The organism is Bradyrhizobium sp. NBAIM14 (assembly GCF_020193895.1).
In the GTDB taxonomy this organism is placed as follows: Bacteria; Pseudomonadota; Alphaproteobacteria; order Rhizobiales; family Xanthobacteraceae; genus Bradyrhizobium; species Bradyrhizobium yuanmingense.
This window is the reverse complement of the sequence record NZ_JADYVQ010000004.1, coordinates 158,599-180,670: the sequence shown is the minus strand read 5'-3', so window position 1 is coordinate 180,670 and position 22,072 is coordinate 158,599. Positions and strand designations below refer to the sequence as shown.

The window sequence follows — 22,072 nt, the reverse complement described above, 5'->3', positions numbered from 1 at the left end:
GTGGTGTATAGCAGGAACGGGACATAACTAAAGGGCGACGGCGGACCCGGCAGGCCTTGCTTAAGCTCTTGTAAGCTCTTGGCGCGGCCACGCGAATTTGGCAGAAGGACCGCTGATTTCCCTACAGGATTTTCGTAATGACAGAACCGGTGGCAGCTGAGGTTGGGCGCGATTTCATTCGTGACATCATCCAGGCCGACCTCGATCAGGGCAAATACAAGGAGATTGTGACCCGGTTCCCGCCGGAGCCGAACGGCTACTTGCATATCGGCCACGCCAAGTCGATCGCACTCAACTTCGGCGTCGCCCAGGAGTTTCCGGGCCGCTGCCACCTGCGCTTCGACGACACCAACCCGGTCAAGGAAGAGCAGGAATATATCGATTCAATCCAGGCCGACGTGCGCTGGCTCGGCTTTGACTGGGGCAAGAACCTGTTCTTCGCCTCGGACTATTTCGACCGCCTGTACGAATGGGCGGAGCAGCTGATCCGCGACGGCCTCGCTTATGTCGACGACCAGACCCAGGAGGAGATCCGCCTCTCGCGCGGCACGTTGACCGAGCCCGGCAAGAATTCGCCGTTCCGCGAACGCTCCGTGGAGGAGAACCTCGACCTGTTCCGCCGCATGAAGGCGGGCGAATTCCCCAACGGCGCGCGCGTGCTGCGGGCCAAGATCGACATGGCCGCGGGCAACATCAATCTGCGCGACCCAGTGCTGTACCGCATCCTGCATGCGCACCATCCGCGCACCGGCAACGCATGGTGCATCTACCCGAGCTACGACTATGCCCACGGCCAGTCGGATGCCATCGAAGGCATCACGCATTCGATCTGCACGCTGGAGTTCGAGGACCACCGACCGCTCTACGACTGGTTCATCGAGAAGCTGCCGGTGCCCTCACAGCCGCATCAGTACGAATTCGCGCGGCTGAATCTCACCTATACGCTGCTGTCCAAGCGCGTGCTGACCCAGCTCGTCCGCGACGGCCATGTCGCGGGCTGGGACGATCCGCGCATGCCGACCATGGCGGGCATGCGTCGCCGCGGCGTGCCGCCGGCTGCACTTCGCGAGTTCGTCAAGCGCATCGGCGTCGCCAAAGCCAACAGCGTGGTCGATGTCGGCATGCTGGAGTTCTGCATCCGCGAGGAGCTGAACCGCACGGCGCAGCGGCGCATGGCGGTCTTGAAGCCGCTCAAGGTGGTGATCGAGAATTATCCGGAAGGGCAGACCGAGGAGCTCGAGGCGATCAATCATCCCGACGATCCCTCGGCCGGCACGCGGAAGATCACGTTCGGCCGTGAGCTCTATATCGAGCAGGACGACTTCATGGAGAACCCGCCGAAGAAGTTCTTCCGCCTGTCGCCTGGCAACGAGGTGCGGCTGCGCTATGCCTATTTCGTCAAGTGTACCGGCGTGATCAAGAACGACAAGGGTGAGGTGGTGGAGCTGCGCTGCACCTATGATCCCGCGACCAAGGGCGGCAACGCGCCCGACGGCCGCAAGGTCAAGGCGACCATGCACTGGCTGCCGGCGGCGGCCTCCAAGCCGGCGGAGATCCGCATCTACAACCAGCTGTTCGCCAATCCGAGCCCGGATGCCTCGAACTTCGCGACCGATCTCAACCCGAACTCGCTGGAGATCCTCGCCGATGCGCGGGTCGAGGCGTCCGTTGCGGAGAGCAATTCGACCGAGCCGATGCAGTTCGAGCGCCAGGGCTATTTCGTGCGTGACAAGGACTCGACGCCCGGCAAGCCGGTGTTCTCGCGCACGATCGGTCTGCGCGACACGTTCGCGAAGGAAGTCGCCAAGGGTTGAGAAGGGCTGAGCAGGACATGAGCAGCGAGGCCGACGCCATCGTTTCCGCCATCATCGCGAAATGGTGCGCCGGCTTCGCGGCGCTCGATGCGGCCGCGCTGTCCTCGCTCTATGCGAGGAACGCGTTCTTCTTCGGCTCCAATCCGAAGCTCTATCGCGGCCGAGATGGCGTCGCCGACTATTTCAACGGCCTGCCGCGCTGGGGGAGGCCGAGCGCGACCTTCTCCGACGTGCACGCCGCGCAGGCCGGCCCTGATCTGATCAACATGGCCGCGACCATCACGTTCGATCTCGCGGGCGAGCGGGATGATCTCGTCGTCAAGATGAGCTGGGTCATCATCCGCGAGGACGGCGAGTGGAAGATCGTCAATCACCACGCCTCCTCGCAGGCGCCGCTGATCTAGCAACGGGCGCCAGCCCGGAGAAAAGTAGGGCGCTCTTCGCCTGTTCCCGATCCGTACCGCTATTCGTGCAGCCGCACGGTCCGGTAGCCTCCGCAGCCGTCGCGTATCGTAAGGTGCAGGGGAATGGCGGAGCCGGGCCGGCCAGGACGGTCCCAGGGAGTTGCCGGGATGTGGCCGGTCGGCCGCGCCGCCCCGGCCGGCGGCTTGGCGCCAGCGGGCCTCGGCATCTGGCCGGCGATCATCGAGACGCTGCGCCAATGGGCTCGGGGCGAGGCCGGGCCTGGCCGGCTGTTGCCGTGGGTGCCGGTCGCCTTCGGCGGCGGCATTGCGCTTTATTTCGCCGCCGATCATGAGCCGGTGCTGTGGGTGGTTGCCGCCACAGCCATCGCGCTGATGCTCGGCGCGGTGCTGCTCCGGCGGAGCCGGCTGTTTGCGCCCGCCATCATGCTCGCGGCGGTCGCGGCTGGTTTTGCCGTGGCGACCTGGAAGACCGCGCGTATCGCGCACACCGTTTTGGCAAAACCGCTCTATTCGGTGTCGCTGTCGGGCTTCGTGGAAGCGCGCGACATCCGCGAGCGCACCGACCGTTTCGTGCTGCGCGTCAGCGCGATGGAGGCGCAGCGCAGCGACGTCAAGCTCGAGCGCGTCCGCCTCTCGGTGCGCAAGGGCACGGCGCCTGAGGTTGGCAGCTTCGTGCAGCTGAAGGCGCGGCTGCTCCCGCCGATCTCGCCGGTGCGCCCCGGCAGCTATGATTTCTCGCGCGACATGTTCTTCCAGGGCATCGGCGCCTCCGGCTTCGTGATGGGCGCGATCACGGCGTCCACGCCGCCGGATGCTGGCGGCCTGCGGCTGCGCTACGCGGCCTTCATGCAGGGCCTGCGCGATGCGATCGATGCGCGCATCCGCGCAACGCTCGAAGGCGATAACCGCGCGATTGCGACGGCGCTGCTCACGGGGCGGCGCGATGCGATCACCGCGCCCGTGAACGATGCCATGTTCGTCTCGGGACTCGGCCATGTGCTGTCGATCTCCGGCTATCACATGGCGGTTGTCGCCGGCGTCGTCTTCTTCGCGGTGCGCGCGCTGCTGGCCTTGATCCCGGGGCTGGCGGCCGGCTCTGCCATCAAGAAATGGTCGGCCGCCGCGGCGCTGGTCGCGGCCGCGTTCTACCTGTTGCTGTCGGGCGCGGAGGTTGCGACGCAAAGATCGTTCTTCATGACGGCGGTGGTGCTGATCGCAGTGATGGTCGACCGCCGCGCCATCACCTTCCGCACGCTGGCGGTTGCCGCGCTGATCGTGCTTGCGGTCGCGCCGGAGGCGTTGGTGCATCCAAGCTTCCAGATGTCGTTTGCGGCAACGCTCGGGCTGGTGGCGCTGGTGCAGATCGGCATGCCGAACCTGCTCGCCTCGCCCGATCATTCCGCGACGGCGCGGATCGCGTTGTGGGGCGGCCGCGAGATCGCGATGCTGTTCCTGGCCTCGCTGATCGCGGGGCTCGCGACCACGCCGTACGCCGCCTTCCACTTCCATCGCGTGACCCCATACGGCGTGCTCGCCAATCTCGGCGCCATGCCGGTGGTCTCGGCGCTGGTGATGCCGGCCGGGCTGTTGGGGCTGCTCGCGGCGCCCTTCGGGCTCGACGGCGTGTTCTGGTGGTTGATGGGGATCGGCATCGAGTGGATGGTCCTGGTCGCGCGCTGGGTGGCGGCCCTGCCGGGCGCCGTCGGCCGCATTCCCGCCTTCGGGATCGCGCCGCTGATCGCAGCGAGCCTCGGGCTCATCGTGATGGGCCTGTTGCGCACGCCCTTGCGCTGGTCCGGCGCCCTGGTGCTGCTGGCAGCGATCCTCTGGGGACTGTCGGTGCGGCAGCCCGATATCCTGATTGCCGGGGATGGCGCGAGCGTCGCGATCCGGGGCGGGGATGGGCGCTTGCAGGTGATCCGCGCCAGCAAGGACAGCTTCCTGCTGAAGGAGTGGTTGGCTGCCGATGCCGATCCGCGCGATGCCGGCAACGCCTCGTTGGCGAGTGGGGTGTCGTGTGACGAGACCGGCTGCGTGGCGCCGCTCGCGGACGGACGACTGATCGCGTTGGCGACGCGTATCGACGCGCTGGCCGATGATTGCAGCCGCGCCGCGCTGGTGGTGACGGCGCGGCCTGCGCCACCCGATTGCGCGGCGATGGTGGTCGATCGGGCGGGTCTTGCCAGTCAGGGCGCACTGGCTCTGACGAGACGCGGCGAGGGCTTTCCGGTGCAGGCGGTGAGGACGAGGGGAGCAAGCCGTCCCTGGCTGCCGGCCGGCGCCGGCGAGGGAGATTTCGACGGCAGCCTCGTGCCGAAGGCGGCCGTGCCCCGCAACCGGGACGCAACGCCATCGGAGGCCGACTTGCAGGCCGACGATTGACGCGGATCACAAATACCAGGCCAGCACGGCGTCAAGCCTTCCGTTGCCGATGACCGGCAGGGCCACCATTCGGCTCAGCCCGGCTGCGCAGGCTTCGGAGCCGGCGATCGAGCCGTCACGGGTGAGATCGTCGTTGAGCGCGGGCATGCCGGCGGCCCAGGCGCCGCCAATGCTGCCTTCGCCCCTGGCGATGGACTGCGCCGCATAGCGTGCGGCGAGGTCGGTCTGCGCGCTGCAATCGCCGGCGCGAAAGACCAGCGCCGAACGGTCCTCGTTCGGGACCCAGATCTCGAAGCGTCGTGCAATCGGCGTTGCCTGCGCGGAGAGGAATGTCAGAACCCAGGTCTGGTCGGTACCGGTTCGGTAGGGCACGCCGACGCCGAGATTGATCCCGACCTTGGCGGCGTCCTCCCAGCGCAGGAAACTCTTGGCGTCGTGCAAGTCCTTGATGATCAGCGGCAGGCCCGCCTTCCAGGTGCGTCCGGGCAGGCCGAAGCCGCGCGGAAATCTGGTGTGGCGGGAGTTGAATTCGAACATGTCCGCGGTGCCGTAATAGCCATCGACGAGCCCCATCTCATGCGAGAGATCAGGATCGTTGTGCCAGAGTTCGATCGCGCCGACGTGCGCCTCGTCGTCGCCACAGAACAGCACCAGCACGGCTTGCAGGAATTCGCCCGCGAACACCGGCACCGCCACGCCGCAGGTGAGGCCGGCCGCAGCGGCCTGATCGGTCCGCTTGAAATAGGAGTTGGCGAATTTCGTGAGGATGACGGGGTGGCCACAGGCCCAGGCCTTGCCGGGAAGTCCCTCGTCATATCCGAAGTGCAGCTCTTCGCTGACGGCTTTGAACGCGGACAGCCCATCGTCGTAGAGGCCGCCGCCGAATTCCAGCCGCCTGCGCGTCCGGTCGGGTACCCAAAGTTCAACGACGCGAATGAAGGTCTTCATCGAGCGTGTCCGCCGCCTCAAACCACGACAGCATCGGTCATTTGGCTGCGGAGCGGACGTTCAAAATGCGGGCAGCACGGCCCAAACTTCGTGCGACGACGAGGCGCGGCGGTGGGCTCGCCGATCGAATGTCCTGAAACACAAACTTGCCGGGCTCGCCGGCCTCGGCCGGCGACGGCAATTTCAATCCCGGGCTCGGCCTGTCGGCCGAAGGGCGTCAGCCGATCGGCAGGCGCGTGATCGTGGGCCGCGTGTCGGCGACGATCTGCGGCTTGTGCTCGCGCTCGGGGGCTGGCTGCGTCACCGGCAATTGCAGCACGGTCGCGCGCTGGCCTTCGACGAGCTGCGTCACCAGCACGTATTTGCCGTCGGGGAATTCGATCGCGTCATGATGGCGATCGGGAATGTGCGGGTCGATCTTGCCGAACTTGCCGACGCGAGAGTTCACGGTGCGCGTCCAGATCCAGCGGTTGTCGTAGCGGACATTGTCGGCGAAAGCGAGCTCCGTCCCCGGCAGCAGACAGACCGCGACGGAGGGATCGGCTTCGGAAGCGAAACCGCGCGTCGAGGTGCCGCGGAAGGTTGTCGTGACGATCGTCTCGCCGACTTCGGCGGGGCGCGTCGCGACGGCATGCAGGCTGTAGTCACACATCGGGTGCTCCTCATGCTGGGATAGCGACCCGCGTCTCTTTCGAGGCGCAGGCCTCTATCAGAGTGGAAGCATACAACGCTCTGCTCGGTTATGGGCAAATCTGCGGCTCGCGTCCGCAGCGCGCGATCACATTATCTTTCCCGGATTCGATAGGAACAAACCTCGCGTCCTTGCATTCGGCCGGAGCTATCAGCACTGCCGGCACAACTCTACCGGCGAAGCAGAAATGGCTGCGCGCCTGCGCGGGGGAATGTCGCGCGGGAAGATGGACCGGACAGCCGGCGCGAGAGACCGGCCGGAGCGGGCAAGTATCCGCTCCGATCCTGGATCGACGATGCCGATCGCAGCGCGCGCGGCGCTTGAGACTTCCGTTATCAGTACTTCCGGTAAAGCCCGATCAGCTTGCCCTGGATCTTCACGCGGTTCGGCGGAAGAATGCGGACCTCGTAGGCGGCATTGGCGGGCTCGAGCGCGATCGAGGCGCCGCGGCGGCGGAAGCGCTTGAGCGTGGCCTCCTCGTCGTCGATCAATGCCACCACGATGTCGCCGGTATTTGCGGTCTCGTTGCGCTGGATCAGCGCCATGTCGCCGTCGAGGATGCCGGCCTCGACCATCGAATCGCCGCGCACTTCGAGCGCGTAGTGCTCGCCCGAGCCGAGCATGTCCGGCGGCACGCTGATGGTATGGCTGCGGGTCTGCAGCGCCTCGATCGGCGTGCCGGCGGCGATGCGGCCCATCACGGGCACCGCGACGGGGCGCTCGCCCTCGTCCGCGGGCGGGCTGGAGCTCGCGCGCACCTTGCCGAGATTGCCCTCGATCACGCTCGGGGTGAAGCCACGGCGATTGCCGGCGGCGGCCTGGAGCTCGGGCAGCTTGATCACCTCGATGGCACGGGCGCGGTTGGGCAGGCGGCGAATGAAGCCGCGCTCCTCGAGCGCAGTGATCAGGCGATGGATGCCTGACTTCGAGCGCAGGTCGAGCGCATCCTTCATCTCGTCGAAGGACGGCGGCACGCCGCTTTCCTTCAGACGTTCGCTGATGAACCGCAGAAGCTCGTATTGTTTGCGCGTCAACATCTCGACCAAAGTCCCCCGGTTGATGTCGTTCGATTCCGACACGATGAAGCCGGCACTAAGCCGCTACATCCTCGAAACAAATCATGAACGGACACTATATGTTCGATATGTGTTCCGCAACTGCTTAATTTATGGTGAACGCGGCCAAGCTCGCGGAATGCGTGTGGCTGGGCGGCTCAGACGGGCAGCCGGAGCACCTCGCAAGGCGTGCCGGCCTCGGCCTTCGGCGCGAACGGTGCGCGCACCAGAAGTACCTGTGCCGCAGCGAGATTCGCAAGAAGGGAGGAGTCCTGATGGCTGACCGGAAGGGCGACGCGCGTGCCGTCGTCGCGCTCCTCCAGCCGCGCACGCAGATAGTCCTCGCGCTGGTCGTTGGCGGCGAGATCGCGGCCCAGCACGGCGCGCTCGCGCCGATGATGAATCGCTGAACGGCCCGACAGGGCGCGAATCAAGGGGACCATGAACAGGAAGGCGCACACGTAGGACGACACGGGATTGCCGGGCAGGCCAATCACGCGCATCGCGCCTATCCGACCGTGCATCATCGGCTTGCCCGGCCGGATCGCGATCTTCCAGAACGCCATCGCGATGCCTTCGCCCTTGAGCGCCTGCTGGACCAGGTCGTGGTCGCCGACCGAGGCACCGCCGGTCGTGATCAGGATGTCGGCGCCGCTCTCGCGCGCGCGGCGGATGCCGGCGGACGTCGCCTCCAGTGTATCGGCGGCAATTCCGAGGTCGATGGTCTCGGCGCCCTCGCTGCGGGCGAGCGCATGCAGGGCATAGCCGTTGGAATAGACGATCTGGCCGCGACCAGGCGTGGTGCCCGGCATCACGAGCTCGTCGCCGGTGGCGAGAACGGCAACCCTCGGGCGGCGGATGATGGCGAGATGCGGATGATTCATTCCGGCGGCAAGGGCGAGATCGCGCTCGGTGAGGCGGATTCCCTTGCGCAGCAGCACGTCGCCTTCGCGGAAGTCGACGCCTGCAGGGCGGATGTGCCGGCCGAAAATGGCGGCTTCCTTGATCGTCACATGTTTGCCGTCGGCAGCTGTGTCCTCCTGGATCACGACGGCATCGGCGCCGTCGGGAACGACGCCGCCGGTGAAGATCCGCACGGCTTCGCCGGGGCCGACGCTTCCCGCGAGCGGCCGGCCCGCCGCGACCTCGCCGACGACGGTCAACCTCGAATCGTTTGCCGCGTCGGCCGTGCGCACGGCATAGCCGTCCATCGCCGACATCGCCTCCGGCGGCTGCGTGCGCCGCGCCGCGACATCGCGGGCTAGCACACGATGGTAGGCCTCGTCGAGGCAAACCATCTGTTCAGCCAGCGGCTCGACGCCGGCCAACACCGCGGCAAGCGCGTCAGAAACCGGCATCAGGGCCACGGGCGAACTCCGCAACAAATCAGGACTGGGTCGGCAAGTTCTAGCCGAGCGGAGGAGCTGAAGCAAAAGGCCTCCCTTGCCAGCCAGGAACCACACTTCCTTTTGGTCTCGACCCGGCTTATCTTCTGCCAATGACAGAACTGCTCGAAAAGGCGCTGAAGGCCGTGCGGCGGCTTCCTGCGGATAGCCAGGACGAGATTGCACGCGCCATGTTGGCGTTGAGCGACGCCGGAGAGGAGGCTGAGGAAGTCGATCCCGGTCATCTTGCGGCGGTCCTCGAGGGGCTCACGCAGGCGAACCTCCGGCAATTTGCGTCTGACGCCGAGATCGAAGCCGCCTTTCGCCGCTTCGAGCGATGAAGCTCAGATTTACGCAACGCGCGGCCAAGGATCTGATTGAGATTGCCGATTATGTTAGGGAGCACAGCCCCAAAGGCGCATTGCGCGTGCGCGCTGCGATCCTTGAATCCCTTCGAGATCTTGTTCGCTTTCCGCAACTTGGACGACGGCAGGAGGTCGAGGGCGTGCGCAAGCTGGTAACGCGGCGGTACCGTTACCTGGTTTACTACCGGCTGGAGGTAGAGGCCGGCGAAATCGTCGTTCTTGCGATCAAGCATCCCGCACAGGAACGCGAGCACTCTGACGTCTGAGCGGGCTCAACTCCGCCGCGGCATGATGCGGAAGGCGAGACAGACCGGAACGAGGATTGCCATGGCAAGGACGAGAATGACGAGCGCCACGGCCAACATCGTTCAACGCCCCGTCGGATCGCCCGGACTGATGTCCGCGACGTCGGGCGGCTTGGGACCCTGATCCTTGTCCGGCAGCGGGTCCGCCTGGGATTTTAGGTCGGCGGCCTTGCTGATCAGCTTGGCGGAGAGGTCAGAATCCGAGGTGGTTCTGGCGAATTCGAGCAGGAGAGAGGCTTGCTTGGTGAGATAGGTCTTGCCCAGCACGTCGATCAGTCCAATGTAGAAGTCCCAACGGACTCATGAGTCCGAAGGGTGGTGTTCCGTTCCCGGAACTCTGTATAAAAATGCACAAAGTGATCAGGTTCCACATTTTCAGCAGTTTTTGTTCCGGCAAGTGAGCGCGCTCCGGGCTTTCCCGCGGCTCAGATCCCCAGTGCTTTCAATGCGTTCCCGACATCACGCGGCGAGATGACATGCACGGCGGTCAAGCCGCGCGCCCGTGCTCCCTCGATGTTCTCGGCGAGGTCATCGAAGAACACGATGCGCTCGGCCGGCACGCCGATCGCCGCCACGACATGGTCGAAGGCCTCGGCATCCGGTTTGCGCAGGCCGATGCTGGAGGACAGATACAGCTCGCGGAAATGGCCGAGCAGACCGGCATATTCCTTCGAGAAATGGTCGACGTGCGGCCGATTGGTGTTGGAGAAGGCGTAGAGCGGCATCTGCTTCGCCGCGCGCGGCAGCAGCTCGGCGATATCAGGCATCTCGCCGGCGAAAATCGCGTTCCAGCCTTCCAGGAATTGCGCATCCGAGATGCCGATCCCGAGCGAGGACCGCAGCGAGGCGAAATAGTCCGCATCGCTGATCTTGCCCATCTCGTGCAACCGGTAGGCGTCGTCGCGCACATAGCGCGCGATGATGGCCTCGGGCTGGCAGCCGGCATGTCCCGCCCAGCAGGCGATCGCCTTGGAGAAGTCGATGTCGAGCACAACGCGCCCGAGGTCGAACAGCAGCGCATCCGCGCTGCCGGGAGAGAGCGATGTCATTGCGTCCTTCACTTCGGTATGGCGCGTCAGTAACGATAGGGCTCGTGGTCGAACAGCGGGAACGCGCTGAACACGCTGGGCGCGTTGGTGGCGGCCGCCGGATGCAGGCAGGATTTGTCGAGCTCGGCGAATGAGGTGGCGCCCAGGAGGCCGAGGCAGCGCAGCACCTCGTCTTCGAGCAACTCCAGCATCCGCGCGACGCCGGCTTCGCCGGCTGCCGCCAGCGCCCAGCATTGCAGCCGGCCGATGCCGACGAGGTCGGCGCCCGCCGCGATCGCCTTGACGATGTCGGTGCCGCGGCAAAAGCCGCCGTCGACCATGATCCTGGCGCGGCCCTTCACGGCGTCGACGATCTCCGGCAGCACGTGCATGGCGCCGCGGCCGTGGTCGAGCTGGCGTCCGCCATGGTTGGAGACGTAGATCCACTCGACGCCGTGATCGAGCGCGATCTGCGCATCCTCGGCCGTGGCGATACCCTTGAGGATCAGCGGAATTTTGAACGTGTCCTTGATCATCTTCACGGTCCGCCACTCCAGGCCCTTCTGGAAATCGCCGCCGGTGGCGCGCAGGCGGCTCTCGCGAACGTAGCGCTTGGCGATGTCACGTTCACGACGGCTGTAATGGGCGGTGTCGACGGTCAGGCAGAAGGCGGCATAGGCGTTCTTCTCGGCCCGGCTGACGACGTCGGCGACGAAGGCATCGTCGCCGCGGACATAGAGTTGATAGAGACGCAGTGCATCGGGGGCAGCCTCGGCGGTCGTCTCGAGGCCGGGCTCGGACACCGAGCTCAGCATGTGCGCCGCGCCGAACCCGCCCGCAGCGCGCGCGACGCTCGCCGCGCCATCCGGATCGAAGATCTCGAGTGCGCCGACGGGAGCCAGCACCACCGGCAGACGCAGCTTGCGGCCGAACTGCTCGACGCTGCCATCGATCCTGCGCACGTCGCGCAGCACGCGCGGGCGGAAGGCGATCTCGTCGAGCGCCATGCGGTTGCGCCGCATCGTGGTCTCGGTCTCGGCGGCGCCGATGATGTAGTCCCAGGCATTCTGGTTGAGGTTGGCGCGCGCCTTCCGGATGAACTCGTGCAGGTTCTGGAACGGCTCGTCGCTGGCGCCGAGCTCGACGTTCCGTTCCGGCCGGATGCGGGGCGCTTCATTCATTGTTGTCCTCCCGAGAATTTGAAGTCTTGTCGCCATCGCCTATCGCGTCCGGCCCTCCAAAACCATCCTAAAATCGCATAGCTGCGAAGCGTGGGCGGCCCGGACCGGTGTCGTGTTGCTTGGAAACAGTTTCGGAACGTTGCCAAAAGTTTAGGCCAAGGCGAAGGGATTTCTTCGGTGTACCCGCCAGCGCGGCATCCCGGCCTTGAAGAAACCAGAATGGTATTGTGAGAGATGGACTGGATCGCCATTTGCATGGCGTCTCCCAGCCTCAAGAGAAACGCCAAGCACAAAAGGCACCTTCATGCGGAAAACCCTGCTGTTCCCCCTGGGCACGCTCACGGGAGCGTGCCTGACCCTTCTGGTAGCCAGCCCGCAGGGCGGCGTATGGGCAGCGCGGGCGGCAGTGAGTGCGGGTGATGCTTATTCCCAGCTCAATCTGTTCGGCGCGGTGTTCGAGCGGGTCAAGGCCAGCTATGTCGAGAAGCCGGACAATGCCAAGCTGATCGAGGGGGCGATCACCGGCATGGTGACCTCGCTCGACCCGCATTCGCGCTACATGAACGCCAAGGCCTGGACCGAGATGCAGGAGACCACCTCCGGCGAGTTCGGCGGGCTCGGCATCGAGGTCACGATGGAGGATGGCCTCGTCAAGGTCGTCTCGCCGATCGACGACACGCCGGCTTCGAAGGCCGGCATCATGTCCGGCGACCTCATCGGCAAGATCGACGGCGAGGCCGTGCAGGGCATGACGCTCGAGCAGGCGGTCAACAAGATGAAGGGACCGGTCGACACCAAGACCAAGCTGACCATCATCCGCAAGGGTGCGGATGCGCCGCTCGAGGTTGCGATCACGCGCGAGATCATCCATGTGCGTCCGGTGCGCTTCCGCGTCGAGAACGGCGACATCGGCTATATCCGCATCACCTCGTTCAACGAGCAGACCGCCGACGGCCTGAAGAAGGCGATCGCCTCGGTCTCCAAGCAGGTCCCGCCGGAGAAGCTCGCCGGCTACGTGGTTGATCTGCGCAACAATCCGGGCGGCCTGCTCGACCAGGCCGTGTCGGTGTCGAGCGCCTTCTTGCAGCGCGGCGAGGTCGTTTCGACCCGCGGCCGCAGTCCGGAAGAAACCCAGCGCTTCACCGCCCATGGCGGCGACCTCACCAAAGGCAAGCCGATCGTGGTGCTGATCAACGGCGGCTCGGCCTCGGCCTCGGAGATCGTTGCCGGTGCGCTGCACGACCACAAGCGCGCGACGTTGATCGGCACGCGATCGTTTGGTAAGGGCTCGGTGCAGACCATCATTCCGCTCGGCTCCGGCAATGGCGCGCTGGCGCTGACCACGGCGCGCTACTACACGCCGTCGGGCCGCTCGATCCAGGCCCAGGGCATCGCGCCCGACATCGAGATCCTCCAGGACGTGCCGCCCGAGCTGAAGGGGCGGATGGACACCATGGCGGAATCCCAGATGCGCGGGCATCTGTCGGCCGACGGCACCGAGCAGACCGGATCGCAGTCCTACGTTCCGCCGGAAGAGAAGGACGACAAGGCTCTGCACGCAGCCTACGACTTCCTCCACGGCGTTACGGCAAATGCGGTCGCCGCCAAGCGCGCGACGAAGGCTGCAGTGCCGAACTAGATCTTACGACGTTCCGGATCATGTTTCGCCCGGGAGCGGAGGACCGCTTCCGGGCGATTTCGTTTGCAGCGCCGTTTCGACCTAACCGACCTCGCGGCGGCGGCTCTCGCTGCCTTCGCGCCGGGCGAGCCGGCTGCGGTGCAGTGCGAACAGCTCCAGCATCTTGTCGGCGGGTTTGGCGGCGCTGAACAAATAGCCCTGCATCTCGGAGCAGCCGAGCGTGCGCAGCAGGCGCTGCTGCTCCTCGGTCTCGACACCCTCGGCCGTCGTGGTCATGCGACGGGCGGCCGCCAGGTTGACGACGGCTTGAACGATGCTGGCGGAGCCGTCGGGACGGGCGATGTCCTCGACGAAGCAGCGGTCGATCTTGATCTTGTCGAACGGGAAGCGGTGCAGATAGCTCAGCGACGAGTAGCCGGTGCCGAAATCGTCGAGCGCGATGCGCACGCCGATGGCGCGGAGCTGGTGCAGGATGGCAAGCGCGGCATCGTCGTCGCGGATCAGGACTGCCTCGGTGATCTCGAGCTCGAGCCGGCTCGCCGGCAGGTTCGACGCGGCGAGCGCCGCCATAATCTTCAGCGCCAGCGTGCCGCTCTTGAACTGCACCGGCGAGACGTTGACGGCGAGGCGGATGTCGTCGGGCCAGCTTGCCGCGTCCCGGCACGCGGTCGCCAGCACCCATTCGCCGATCTCGTTGATCAGGCCGGTGTCTTCGGCGATCGGGATGAAATCCGCCGGCGAGACCCAGCCGCGCTCGGGATGGCGCCAGCGCACCAACGCCTCGCAGCCGGTGATGCGGTCGTCCTTCAGGCCGAGGCAGGGCTGGTAATACACCTCGAGCCCGCCTTCGCGATCTCCTTGCGCGATGGCGTGGCGCAGGTCGCCCTCGAGGTCGCGGCGTTCGCGGACCTTGGCGTCCATGTCCGGCTCGAAGAAGCGGTAGGTGCGGCGCCCGGCGGACTTGGCCGCGTACATTGCCATGTCCGCGTTCTTCAGGATCTGGTCGAGCGCCGTGCCGTGTTCCGGCGCGAGCGCGATACCGATGCTGGCGTCGCTGGTGAGATGATGGCCCATGCAGTCGACCGGCGTGCGGATGGTTTCGAAGACACGCGCGACGAGCTCGTTGACCTGATCCAACGACGTCACGGCGCCTTGCACGATGGCGAATTCGTCGCCGCCGAGGCGCGCCACGAAGTCCGCCGGGCCGGCACAGCGGCGGAGGTTCGTCGCGATCGATTTCAACAGCTCGTCGCCGACCAGATGGCCGAGCGCGTCGTTGACGCCCTTGAACTCGTCGATATCGATGTAGTGCACCGCGGTCTGCTCGCCGTCGCGCGCCGTGGCCAGCTCCTGCCGCAGATGCTCGTGGAACATAGCGCGGTTGGGCAGGTCAGTCAGTGCGTCGTAATGGGCGAGGTGGGTGATGCGCTCCTCGATGCGCCGGCGCTCCGTGATGTCCTCGTGGGTCGCCACCCAGCCGCCATCCGCGAGCGGCTCGTTGAGGATGTGGATCGAGCGGCCGTCGGCGGTATCGACCACCATGGAGTTGCGGAGATGAATGTCCTTCAGGACGCGCGCGGCGTAGGCATCGACGTCGCCGGTAAACGAGCCGGTCGTCTTGCGATGGGCGATGATGTCGCGAAAGCTGCAGCCGGGCTTCACGATCTCGGCCGACAAGCCGTACATCTCGATGTAGCGCTGATTGCAGACCACGAGCCGCTGCTCGGAATCGAACAGCAACAGGCCCTGCGTCATGTTGTTGACGGCGCGGTCGAGCCGCTGCTTCTCCAGCGTCAGCTGTTCGCGCGAAAGGCGGTGCTGCTCCAGCAGCTTGCGCACGACGGCAATCAGCACGCCTGCGATCGCGAGCGCGGAAGAGGCTGCGATCGAGATCAGAATGCCGATCTGCTCGCGCCAGTCAGCCAAGGCCGCTGCGCGCGTCGTGGTGACCATCACCAGGATCGGGAAATGGGGCAGGGCACGGGAGGAGATCAGCCGGTCCTCGCCGTCGACGGGGCTGTTGAAGCGGCCGGCGAAATGATCGAGCCCGAACACCCTTTGATGCTCGAACGGTCCGGTCTTGAAGTTTCGCCCCATCAATTCGCCGGACTGCGGGTAGCGGGCGAGCAGTGTGCCGTCGCGATGCAGCATCGAGATCGTCGCGCCTTCGCCGAGCACCACGGAGGCGAAGAACTTCTCGAAATTGGCAGGTTCGATCCCGCGTCCGACCACGCCGAGGAACTCGCCGCGTGGCCCGACGACCCTCCGGGCCACCAGAATGGTCCACGCGCCGGAGATGCGGCTGTGCAGCGGCTCGATCAGGACATCAGGCGCATAGGGATCGTACTTGAAGGTGCGGAAGTAGGCGCGATCGGCGACATTCACCTTGGGCGTCGGCCATGCGGTCGACGAATTGATCAGATTGCCTTCGGCATCGATGATGTTGAGGCCGCCCATATAGGGCAGCGCCTCGATCTTCGACCGCAGCATCCGGTGCACGTCCTCGCCCGAGAGGCGCTTGCGATACTCCTCTCCGGAGGTAATTCCGGTGGTGCGGACGTAGTCGACGAAACCCTTCTGGATGACGGCGAAATCCTGCAATTGCTGATCGAAATGATGAGCAAGCAGCAGCACGGTGTTTTCCAGCTCGCGACCGGAATTGCGCAGCGCCCGCTCCCGGAAGTTCTGCGCCATCAGGACCGAGCCTATGGCGATGGCCGCGATCAGCAGCGTGCCGCCAACCACAAGCCAGCGGATCGGGCCGCTGCGCACGAAGACCTGGTCAAAGAGACGACTGCCGAGTTTCATCTTCATGCTGGATTCGTTGCCGCGCACACGTCAGGATCAATTCAGGACCCCGAGAACATCCGTTGGTTTACGGTGACGGTGTGGAAGCAAAGTTAGGAAGCGCGGTTAACGAGACGTGAATATCCGCGCGCAAAAGCAATCCATGCGCGCGGCGCGAAAGTGGGGCGCTAACGCAAGCCCGCTTCAGGCGCGGTAATGGCCGGATTTGCCGCCGAGCTTCTCGACCAGATGGATGCCCTCGATGCGCACGCCGCGCTCGACGGCCTTGATCATGTCGTAGATGGTGAGGCAGGCGACCGACACCGCCGTGAGCGCCTCCATCTCGACGCCGGTCGGTCCCGTCACCTTCACGGTGGCCCGTACCACGCAGCCCGGCAGCTTGGCGTCAGGCTCGATATCGACAATGACCTTCGACAGGGCGAGCGGATGGCAGAGCGGGATCAGCTCCGAGGTGCGCTTGGCGGCCATGATGCCGGCGATGCGCGCGGTGCCGAGCACGTCGCCTTTCTTGGCGTTGCCGGACACGATCAGATCGAGCGTCGTCTTGGTCATGACGACGCGGCCCTCGGCGACCGCCAGCCGCTCCGTCGCTGGCTTGTCCGAGACGTCGACCATCCGCGCCTCGCCGGAGGCGCCGATATGGGTGAGGGCGGGGCCGGCCTTTGCTTTGGCCTGCTTCGTCTTGGCTGAAATGGTCTTCGCCGGCTTGCGCGCCATGTCAGCGCGTGCCCGCCGCGCGCGCCGTCGCCTCGCGCGCGAGCAGCGAGCGCGTCGCCGCCGTGACGTCGGCCTGCCGCATCAGGCTCTCGCCGACCAGGAACGTCGACATACCGACGCGCTCGAGCCGGGCGAGGTCGGCGGGCGTGAAGATGCCGCTCTCGCCGACCATCAGCCGGTCCGAAGGGATCAGCGGCGCCAAGGCCTCGCTGGTCGCGAGCGTGGTTTCGAAGGTCCGAAGATTACGGTTGTTGACCCCGATCATCGGCGAGCGAAGTCTCAGCGCCCGGTCGAGCTCGGCGCGGTCATGGATCTCGATCAAGACGTCCATGCCGTAGGCGAGGGCGGCGTCTTCGAGGTCTCTTGCCGCGGCGTCATCGAGCGCCGCCATGATGATCAGGATGCAGTCGGCGCCGTGTGCGCGGGCCTCGACCACCTGATAGGGATCGAACAGGAAATCCTTGCGCAGCACGGGGAGCGAGGTTGCTTCGCGCGCGGCTACCATGAAGTCGAGATGGCCCTGGAACGAGGGCGTGTCGGTCAGCACCGACAGGCAGGCAGCGCCGCCGGTTTCATAGGCCTTTGCGAGTGCCGGCGGGTCGAAATCGGCGCGAATGAGTCCCTTGGAGGGCGAGGCCTTCTTGATCTCGGCAATCAGCGCGTAGCCGCCCTTGGCGTGCTTTGCCTTGATCGCGCGCAGGAAGCCGCGCGGCGCGGAGGCGGCCTTGGCCTGCGCCTCGACGGTGGAGAGCGGACGCGCTCGCTTCGCCGCCGCGATCTCCTCGCGCTTGTAGGTCTCGATCTTGGTCAGGATGTCGGACATGCGGGAGCTCAGCTCTTGGAGATCGTGACCAGGTGCTTCAGCTTCGCGTTGGCCGCGCCGCTGTCGATCGAGCGGACGCCGATCGCGACGCCCTCCTTGAGGTCCTTGGCGCGGCCGGCCACGACCAGCGCGGCGGCTGCGTTGAGCAGCGCCACGTCGCGATAGGGGCTCGGCTTGCCGTCGAGCACGCTCTGCAACGCGATCGCGTTGGCATCGGCGTCACCGCCTTTGAGCGCACCGGCCTCGCAACGCGGGAGCCCGGCTTCCTCCGCCGTCACCTCGAAATTCCGGATCTCGCCGTTGTGGAGCGCGGAGACGAAGGTCGGGCCGGTGAGGGTGATCTCGTCGAGACCATCGGACCCGTGCACCACCCAGGCGGAGTCGGAGCCGAGATTCTTCAGCACCTGCGCCAGCGGCTGCACCCATTGCCTGGAGAACACGCCGACCATCTGCCGCTTCACGCCGGCCGGGTTCGACAGCGGCCCGAGCAGATTGAAGATCGTGCGCGTGGCGAGCTCGACCCGGGTCGGGCCGACGTTCTTCATGGCGGGATGGTGGGCGGGGGCGAACATGAAGCCGATGCCGCATTCGCGCACGCAGCGGCCGACCTGCTCCGGCTTGAGATCGATCTTCACCCCGAGCGAGGCCAGCACGTCGGCAGCGCCCGAGCGCGACGACAGCGCGCGGTTGCCGTGCTTGGCCACGGGCACGCCGGCGCCCGCGACGATGAAGGACGCGCAGGTCGACACGTTGACCGAGCCGGAGCCGTCGCCGCCGGTGCCGACGATGTCGACCGCCTCCGGCGGCGCCTGTACGGTCAGCATCTTCGCGCGCATCGCCGCGACCGCGCCGGTGATCTCGTCCACGGTCTCGCCGCGCACCCGCAGCGCCATCAAGAGCCCGCCCATCTGCGAGGGCGTGGCCTCGCCGCTCATCATGGCATCGAAGGCGGAAGCGGCTTCGTCACGCGACAGGCTCGCGCCGGTCGCCACTTTTCCAATGATCGATTTCAGGTCGTCCATCGCGTGCTTTCAACTCACTGGTTCGCGCCGGTCACCTGCGCGAAGGCGGCCTGATTAATGGTGGTCCCGATGTCGGTTTCAAGCTTGTTGACGTAGGAAGCGACCTGCTCCTCGGTTTGGGCGCGGTCGAGGCTCTCCTTCAGCTTCTTGACCGCGTCGGAGACAAAGTCGACCGCGGGATCGACGATGTCGGTGACGCGGAACACGATCACCTCGCTGCCGCCGCTCACGGCCGTCTGTCCGATGCCGTCCTTGGCGGTGCGGAAGGCCGCCGCCACGACGGTGCCGGGCACGCCGACGGGCGAGTCGTCGCGCTTGAAGCCGCTCGCGGTCTCGACCTTGGCGCCGACGGCGGTGGCCTCGTCGGCGAGCTTGCCGCCCGCATCGAGCTTTTGCACCATCTCGGTCGCCTTGGCCTTCAGCTTGGCGGCGATCTGGTCCTGGCGCCATCGCGCCTCGACCTGATCGCGGACCTCGTCGAGATTGCGGTCGCGCGAGGGGGTGATGGCGAGCACGTCGTACCAGACATAGCCGCCTTTGAACGAGATCGCGTCGTTGTCGACGCCGACATCGGTGTTGAAGGCCTGCGATACCACGTCGAGGCCCTGCGGGATGCTGGCGACCGGCTGGCCGTTCGGGGCGCGACCGGAGCGGTCGACGGCCTCGATGGTCACGGCGGTGAGGCCGAGCTTCTGCGCCGCGTCGATCACGCTGGAGCCGCCGCCACGCTCGTCTTCCATCTTGTCGCGGAGGTCGGCGACCTTGACGCGTGCACGCTCAGTCGCGATCTCGCGCTTGATGTCGCCGGCAAGCTTGGCGTAGTCGGCCTCGGCGCCCGGCTCGATCTTGTCGACCCTGACGATCGCGACGCCGAGCCCGCTCTGGATCGGCTGGCTGATCTCGCCGGCAGGCAGCGCGAACGCGGCATCGCCGACGGCGGGCGCGAGCGAAGACTTAGTCACAAGCCCCAGGTCGACGTCGGAGGCGCTCAGCCCGCGTTCCTTGCCGATGTCCTCGAACGACGTGCCGCCGACGAGGCGCTCGCGAGCGGCCTGCGCTTCGGCAACGTTCGGAAAGACGATCTGCTGGATCTGGCGCTTCTCAGGCGTGCCGAGCCGGTCCTTGCGCTGCTCGAACATCTTCCGGGCATCCTCGTCCGAGACCTCGGTCCATTTGCCGATTTCTTCCGGCGAGACCACGACGAAGGAGATCTTGCGATATTCGGGCGCGCGGAACTGGACCTTGTGATCCTCGAAATAGGCGGCAAGCGCCTCGGGCGAGGGCGGGTCGATCGGACCGGCCTGCGCGGCGTCGAGCCGGACGAATTCAATCGAGCGTTGTTCGTTCTGGTAGCGCGTCAGGACGTCGACCATGGCCTTCGGGGGCTCGAGGCCGGCGCCGACCGTGCCGGTGATCTGCCGGCGCAGCGATACTTTGCGCTGCTCGGCGACATAGCGCTGCTCGGTGTAGCCGAAATTGCGGATCAAGGCTTGGAAGCGATTGGGGTCGAAATTGCCGCCGATACCCTTGAAGTTGGGGTCGTTCATGATGAGCTGGCGGATCTGCTCGTCGGATTGGCCAAGGCCGAGCCGGCGCGCCTCTTCGTCGAGCGCGGCCTCGGCAATGGTCTGCTGCAGCACCTGGCGGTCAAGGCCGAACGCGCGCGCCTGGTCGGGCGTCAACGGACGGCCGAACTGGCGGCTGATCTGTTGCAGGCGGTCGGTGTAGATCTGGCGGAACTCGTTGAGCGAGATCTCGGTGCTGCCGATCTTGGCGACCGTGGACTGGCCGAAGCCCTTGAAGATGTCGGCAATGCCCCAAATGCCGAAACTGATGATCAACACGCCCATCACCACGGCCATAACGATCTTGCCGAGCCAGTTCGATGAGGCCTTGCGTATTCCTCGGAGCATTTGGTCCAACTTGTTTGGTCAGGAGGGGAACGGGAGCGCGTCTTAATGCAGATTCCGCAAAAGCGCGTCACCAAATTGATAGATCATCATAAAGTGGCGGCTTTCCCCCCGCAACCTCGCCCCGGGCGACCACTTGAGGCTGCGGCGAAAGGGCCTCTGGTCTCTGGAACTGCAGGAGCACCTCTGCTAGCGCATGAACAAACCTCATTCTGCTGGACATTGACATGACCGACGCCATCCGACCGCTGATCGCGGGCAATTGGAAAATGAACGGCCTGAAAGCCCAGGCTGCTGAATTCGACGCCATGCTCAACGGGGCGGCAGACGTGGCTGGCAAGGCCGACCTGCTGGTCTGCCCGCCGGCGACCCTGGTTGCGGCGTTCGCCGAGAAGGCGCGCGGCAAGAAGGTCGCGGTCGGGGCCCAGGACTGCCACCCCAAGGCCTTCGGCGCCCACACCGGCGATATCGCCGCCGAAATGCTCGCCGATGCAGGCGCGACCGCCATCCTCGTCGGCCATTCCGAGCGCCGCGCCGACCACGGGGAGGGAGACGCGCTGATCCGGCAGAAGGCCGAGGCGGCCTGGCGCGCCAGGGCCGTTGCGATCGTCTGCATCGGCGAAACGCAGGGCCAGCGCGACGCCGGCCAGACCCTGGACATCCTGCGCGGCCAGCTCGACGGCTCGCTGCCAGATGGATCGACGGCGGCCAATCTGGTCGTGGCCTATGAGCCGGTCTGGGCGATCGGCACCGGGCTGACCCCCACAGCCAAGGATGTCGAGCAGATTCATGGGTTTATCCGGGAACTCCTGATCTCCCGGTTCAAGGCTGAGGGCGCCAAGATGCGAATTCTCTACGGCGGCTCGGTCAAGCCCGCGAACGCGGCCGAGCTGATGGCGGTGAAGAACGTCAGCGGGGCGCTGGTCGGCGGCGCCAGCCTGAAAGCGGCCGATTTCCTTGCCATCGCCAAGGGCTGCCCCTAGCTAAGTCCAAACCGCGGGACCGGGCCCGATCGGGGGTGGCAATGCCACCTCCGATCGTGTAACACCGCGCAACTTCAGGAAAACCCGCGAAGCGCGATCGGCCGCCGTCAGGCGCCGCCCGCTTGTGACGGAAGGATATCATGCAGACCGTTGTCATCGTCATCCACCTCATGATCGTCGCCGTCATGATCGGTGCCGTCCTGCTCCAGAAGTCGGAAGGCGGCGGCCTCGGCATGGGCGGCGGCGCGGGCTTCATGTCGAGCCGCGGCACAGCGAACCTTCTGACGCGGACCACAGCGATCCTGGCCGTCGGCTTCTTCCTCACCAGCCTGTTCCTGTCTTGGTATGCCGGTTACGACCGCAAGCCGTCGTCGATCATCGGCCAGCCCTCGCAGACCCAGCCGGCCGGCGGGTCGCCGATCGCGCCGCCGACGTCGGGCGGCATCCTGGATTCACTGAAGAAGGCCGACGAGCAGCAGCAGGCACCGGCTCCGACCGGTCCTCAGGTGCCGCGCTCGCAATAAAGCAGGGGGGCCATGCAGGGCGGTGGCTACCGTCCTGCATCAACAATCCCCATCAAGGCACTGTCAT

General features: G+C 66.0%; 20 protein-coding genes. 8 read left to right on the top strand and 12 right to left on the bottom strand.

Annotation, left to right across the window (positions count from 1 at the left end; all coding sequences use genetic code 11):
* Positions 1–137 precede the first annotated feature (137 nt).
* The 3 genes from I6F28_RS12610 to I6F28_RS12600 all read left to right on the top strand — a co-directional run bounded on the left by I6F28_RS12610 (position 138) and on the right by I6F28_RS12600 (position 4,621).
* Positions 138–1,814, top strand: a complete 1,677-nt coding sequence (locus I6F28_RS12610; protein WP_036009979.1) for a glutamine--tRNA ligase/YqeY domain fusion protein — start codon at positions 138–140, stop codon at positions 1,812–1,814.
* 17 nt (positions 1,815–1,831) lie between these two features.
* The gene (locus I6F28_RS12605) at positions 1,832–2,218 is read left to right on the top strand and encodes a nuclear transport factor 2 family protein (RefSeq protein ID WP_225140024.1); all 387 of its coding nucleotides are present in this window, start codon (positions 1,832–1,834) and stop codon (positions 2,216–2,218) included.
* 123 nt (positions 2,219–2,341) lie between these two features.
* Positions 2,342–4,621: a ComEC/Rec2 family competence protein gene (locus I6F28_RS12600; protein ID WP_225140023.1), complete on the top strand. Its 2,280-nt coding sequence runs from the start codon at positions 2,342–2,344 to the stop codon at positions 4,619–4,621.
* A gap of 6 nt (positions 4,622–4,627) precedes the next feature.
* On the opposite strand, the gene I6F28_RS12595 is transcribed toward I6F28_RS12600, so the two are convergent.
* The 4 genes from I6F28_RS12595 to I6F28_RS12580 all read right to left on the bottom strand — a co-directional run bounded on the left by I6F28_RS12595 (position 4,628) and on the right by I6F28_RS12580 (position 8,682).
* Positions 4,628–5,569, bottom strand: coding sequence for a GAF domain-containing protein (locus I6F28_RS12595; protein ID WP_225140022.1), 942 nt, complete (start codon positions 5,567–5,569; stop codon positions 4,628–4,630).
* 217 nt (positions 5,570–5,786) lie between these two features.
* Entirely contained in the window at positions 5,787–6,221 is a 435-nt protein-coding gene (locus I6F28_RS12590; protein WP_025036527.1) for a hypothetical protein, read from the bottom strand.
* Positions 6,222–6,595: 374 nt separating this feature from the next.
* Positions 6,596–7,297 carry a transcriptional repressor LexA gene (gene lexA / locus I6F28_RS12585; RefSeq protein ID WP_036009965.1) on the bottom strand — a complete coding sequence of 234 codons (702 nt, stop codon included), beginning with the start codon at positions 7,295–7,297 and terminating at the stop codon, positions 6,596–6,598.
* Between the two features lie 176 nt (positions 7,298–7,473).
* Positions 7,474–8,682, bottom strand: coding sequence for a molybdopterin molybdotransferase MoeA (locus I6F28_RS12580; RefSeq protein WP_225140021.1), 1,209 nt, complete (start codon positions 8,680–8,682; stop codon positions 7,474–7,476).
* Between the two features lie 131 nt (positions 8,683–8,813).
* Between I6F28_RS12580 and I6F28_RS12575 the strand changes: the two genes are divergently transcribed.
* The gene (locus tag I6F28_RS12575) at positions 8,814–9,041 is read left to right on the top strand and encodes a hypothetical protein (protein ID WP_109143629.1); all 228 of its coding nucleotides are present in this window, start codon (positions 8,814–8,816) and stop codon (positions 9,039–9,041) included.
* The gene (locus I6F28_RS12570; protein WP_109143630.1) at positions 9,038–9,331 is read left to right on the top strand and encodes a type II toxin-antitoxin system RelE/ParE family toxin; all 294 of its coding nucleotides are present in this window, start codon (positions 9,038–9,040) and stop codon (positions 9,329–9,331) included. The genes I6F28_RS12575 and I6F28_RS12570 overlap by 4 nt, the downstream gene beginning before the upstream one ends.
* Before the next feature lie 102 nt (positions 9,332–9,433).
* Here I6F28_RS12570 and I6F28_RS12565 read toward each other — a convergent pair whose 3' ends face one another.
* The 3 genes from I6F28_RS12565 to I6F28_RS12555 all read right to left on the bottom strand — a co-directional run bounded on the left by I6F28_RS12565 (position 9,434) and on the right by I6F28_RS12555 (position 11,579).
* Positions 9,434–9,637 (bottom strand): hypothetical protein, encoded by a 204-nt coding sequence (locus tag I6F28_RS12565; RefSeq protein ID WP_036009959.1) that lies wholly within the window; start codon positions 9,635–9,637, stop codon positions 9,434–9,436.
* A 158-nt stretch (positions 9,638–9,795) separates the two neighbouring features.
* On the bottom strand, positions 9,796–10,419 hold the full coding sequence (locus I6F28_RS12560; protein WP_225140020.1) for an HAD family hydrolase: 624 nt from the start codon (positions 10,417–10,419) through the stop codon (positions 9,796–9,798).
* Between the two features lie 26 nt (positions 10,420–10,445).
* On the bottom strand, positions 10,446–11,579 hold the full coding sequence (locus I6F28_RS12555) for an alpha-hydroxy acid oxidase (RefSeq protein ID WP_225140019.1): 1,134 nt from the start codon (positions 11,577–11,579) through the stop codon (positions 10,446–10,448).
* Between the two features lie 304 nt (positions 11,580–11,883).
* Between I6F28_RS12555 and I6F28_RS12550 the strand changes: the two genes are divergently transcribed.
* On the top strand, positions 11,884–13,218 hold the full coding sequence (locus tag I6F28_RS12550) for a S41 family peptidase (RefSeq protein WP_225125221.1): 1,335 nt from the start codon (positions 11,884–11,886) through the stop codon (positions 13,216–13,218).
* Positions 13,219–13,299: 81 nt separating this feature from the next.
* Here the strand turns inward: I6F28_RS12550 and I6F28_RS12545 are convergent, their stop codons facing one another.
* From I6F28_RS12545 to I6F28_RS12525, 5 genes are all read right to left on the bottom strand, one after another.
* Positions 13,300–16,032, bottom strand: coding sequence for a bifunctional diguanylate cyclase/phosphodiesterase (locus I6F28_RS12545; RefSeq protein WP_225140018.1), 2,733 nt, complete (start codon positions 16,030–16,032; stop codon positions 13,300–13,302).
* A 177-nt stretch (positions 16,033–16,209) separates the two neighbouring features.
* Positions 16,210–16,743, bottom strand: a complete 534-nt coding sequence (moaC, locus tag I6F28_RS12540; RefSeq protein ID WP_036025198.1) for a cyclic pyranopterin monophosphate synthase MoaC — start codon at positions 16,741–16,743, stop codon at positions 16,210–16,212.
* A 1-nt stretch (position 16,744) separates the two neighbouring features.
* A complete protein-coding gene (trpC, locus tag I6F28_RS12535) occupies positions 16,745–17,566 on the bottom strand; it encodes an indole-3-glycerol phosphate synthase TrpC (RefSeq protein WP_225140017.1) in 822 nt (273 codons plus the stop codon).
* Between the two features lie 8 nt (positions 17,567–17,574).
* Positions 17,575–18,588: an anthranilate phosphoribosyltransferase gene (gene trpD, locus I6F28_RS12530; RefSeq protein WP_036009921.1), complete on the bottom strand. Its 1,014-nt coding sequence runs from the start codon at positions 18,586–18,588 to the stop codon at positions 17,575–17,577.
* A gap of 14 nt (positions 18,589–18,602) precedes the next feature.
* Complete coding sequence (locus tag I6F28_RS12525; protein WP_036009918.1) at positions 18,603–20,501, bottom strand: SurA N-terminal domain-containing protein; 1,899 nt, start codon at positions 20,499–20,501, stop codon at positions 18,603–18,605.
* A 224-nt stretch (positions 20,502–20,725) separates the two neighbouring features.
* Between I6F28_RS12525 and tpiA the strand changes: the two genes are divergently transcribed.
* Both tpiA and secG read left to right on the top strand, forming a co-directional pair.
* Positions 20,726–21,481, top strand: coding sequence for a triose-phosphate isomerase (gene tpiA / locus I6F28_RS12520; RefSeq protein ID WP_036009915.1), 756 nt, complete (start codon positions 20,726–20,728; stop codon positions 21,479–21,481).
* Between the two features lie 140 nt (positions 21,482–21,621).
* Positions 21,622–22,005 carry a preprotein translocase subunit SecG gene (gene secG / locus I6F28_RS12515; protein WP_036009912.1) on the top strand — a complete coding sequence of 128 codons (384 nt, stop codon included), beginning with the start codon at positions 21,622–21,624 and terminating at the stop codon, positions 22,003–22,005.
* Positions 22,006–22,072 lie beyond the last annotated feature (67 nt).

What these genes read in the sequence shown, in the direction of transcription:
- secG (WP_036009912.1), top strand. Translation starts at nt 21,622, where the DNA reads ATGCAGACCGTTGTCATCGTCATCCACCTCATGATCGTCGCCGTCATG.
- I6F28_RS12570 (WP_109143630.1), top strand. Translation starts at nt 9,038, where the DNA reads ATGAAGCTCAGATTTACGCAACGCGCGGCCAAGGATCTGATTGAGATT.
- I6F28_RS12560 (WP_225140020.1), bottom strand. Translation starts at nt 10,419, where the DNA reads ATGACATCGCTCTCTCCCGGCAGCGCGGATGCGCTGCTGTTCGACCTC.
- moaC (WP_036025198.1), bottom strand. Translation starts at nt 16,743, where the DNA reads ATGGCGCGCAAGCCGGCGAAGACCATTTCAGCCAAGACGAAGCAGGCC.
- I6F28_RS12525 (WP_036009918.1), bottom strand. Translation starts at nt 20,501, where the DNA reads ATGCTCCGAGGAATACGCAAGGCCTCATCGAACTGGCTCGGCAAGATC.
- I6F28_RS12575 (WP_109143629.1), top strand. Translation starts at nt 8,814, where the DNA reads ATGACAGAACTGCTCGAAAAGGCGCTGAAGGCCGTGCGGCGGCTTCCT.
- tpiA (WP_036009915.1), top strand. Translation starts at nt 20,726, where the DNA reads ATGACCGACGCCATCCGACCGCTGATCGCGGGCAATTGGAAAATGAAC.
- trpC (WP_225140017.1), bottom strand. Translation starts at nt 17,566, where the DNA reads ATGTCCGACATCCTGACCAAGATCGAGACCTACAAGCGCGAGGAGATC.
- I6F28_RS12550 (WP_225125221.1), top strand. Translation starts at nt 11,884, where the DNA reads ATGCGGAAAACCCTGCTGTTCCCCCTGGGCACGCTCACGGGAGCGTGC.
- I6F28_RS12555 (WP_225140019.1), bottom strand. Translation starts at nt 11,579, where the DNA reads ATGAATGAAGCGCCCCGCATCCGGCCGGAACGGAACGTCGAGCTCGGC.
- lexA (WP_036009965.1), bottom strand. Translation starts at nt 7,297, where the DNA reads ATGTTGACGCGCAAACAATACGAGCTTCTGCGGTTCATCAGCGAACGT.
- trpD (WP_036009921.1), bottom strand. Translation starts at nt 18,588, where the DNA reads ATGGACGACCTGAAATCGATCATTGGAAAAGTGGCGACCGGCGCGAGC.
- I6F28_RS12605 (WP_225140024.1), top strand. Translation starts at nt 1,832, where the DNA reads ATGAGCAGCGAGGCCGACGCCATCGTTTCCGCCATCATCGCGAAATGG.
- I6F28_RS12595 (WP_225140022.1), bottom strand. Translation starts at nt 5,569, where the DNA reads ATGAAGACCTTCATTCGCGTCGTTGAACTTTGGGTACCCGACCGGACG.
- I6F28_RS12610 (WP_036009979.1), top strand. Translation starts at nt 138, where the DNA reads ATGACAGAACCGGTGGCAGCTGAGGTTGGGCGCGATTTCATTCGTGAC.
- I6F28_RS12545 (WP_225140018.1), bottom strand. Translation starts at nt 16,032, where the DNA reads ATGAAGATGAAACTCGGCAGTCGTCTCTTTGACCAGGTCTTCGTGCGC.
- I6F28_RS12600 (WP_225140023.1), top strand. Translation starts at nt 2,342, where the DNA reads ATGGCGGAGCCGGGCCGGCCAGGACGGTCCCAGGGAGTTGCCGGGATG.
- I6F28_RS12590 (WP_025036527.1), bottom strand. Translation starts at nt 6,221, where the DNA reads ATGTGTGACTACAGCCTGCATGCCGTCGCGACGCGCCCCGCCGAAGTC.